Consider the following 398-nt stretch of genomic DNA (forward strand, 5'->3'; position numbering starts at 1 on the left):
AAATTCAGACATAAAAAACCGGCCTCAGATGATTGTCTGAGGCCGATTATGACTTATCTCAGTTGGCTTAAGCGAGCGGTATTACGGCTATGCCGGGGGTTTTTCATATGCGCCTATAAGGCTCTCTTTCCTGCCGCGCCCTGATAGGCGCATTGCAATCTGACATTTGCATTCTATTGATTACTGACGGCCCGTAAACGGGCTACCTGGATAGGGAATCGATAACTGTTCTCCCAATTTATCCGTTTCCAGTTGCTGCCTTATATATTCCTGTATCCGAGTTGTATTTTTCCCCACTGTATCAACGTAATATCCTCTGCACCAAAACTCACGATGGCGATATTTGAATTTTAGATCGCCAAATTGTTCATAAAGCATCAGGCTACTTTTACCTTTCA

The 398-nt window shown here is 43.7% G+C and carries 1 protein-coding gene; it reads right to left on the bottom strand.

The features are described 5' to 3' along the window. Positions 1–180: 180 nt before the first annotated feature. The coding region (locus Xmir_RS22405; RefSeq protein WP_208620487.1) for a transposase at positions 181–398 on the bottom strand (218 nt) is incomplete at its 5' end.

The organism is Xenorhabdus miraniensis (assembly GCF_002632615.1).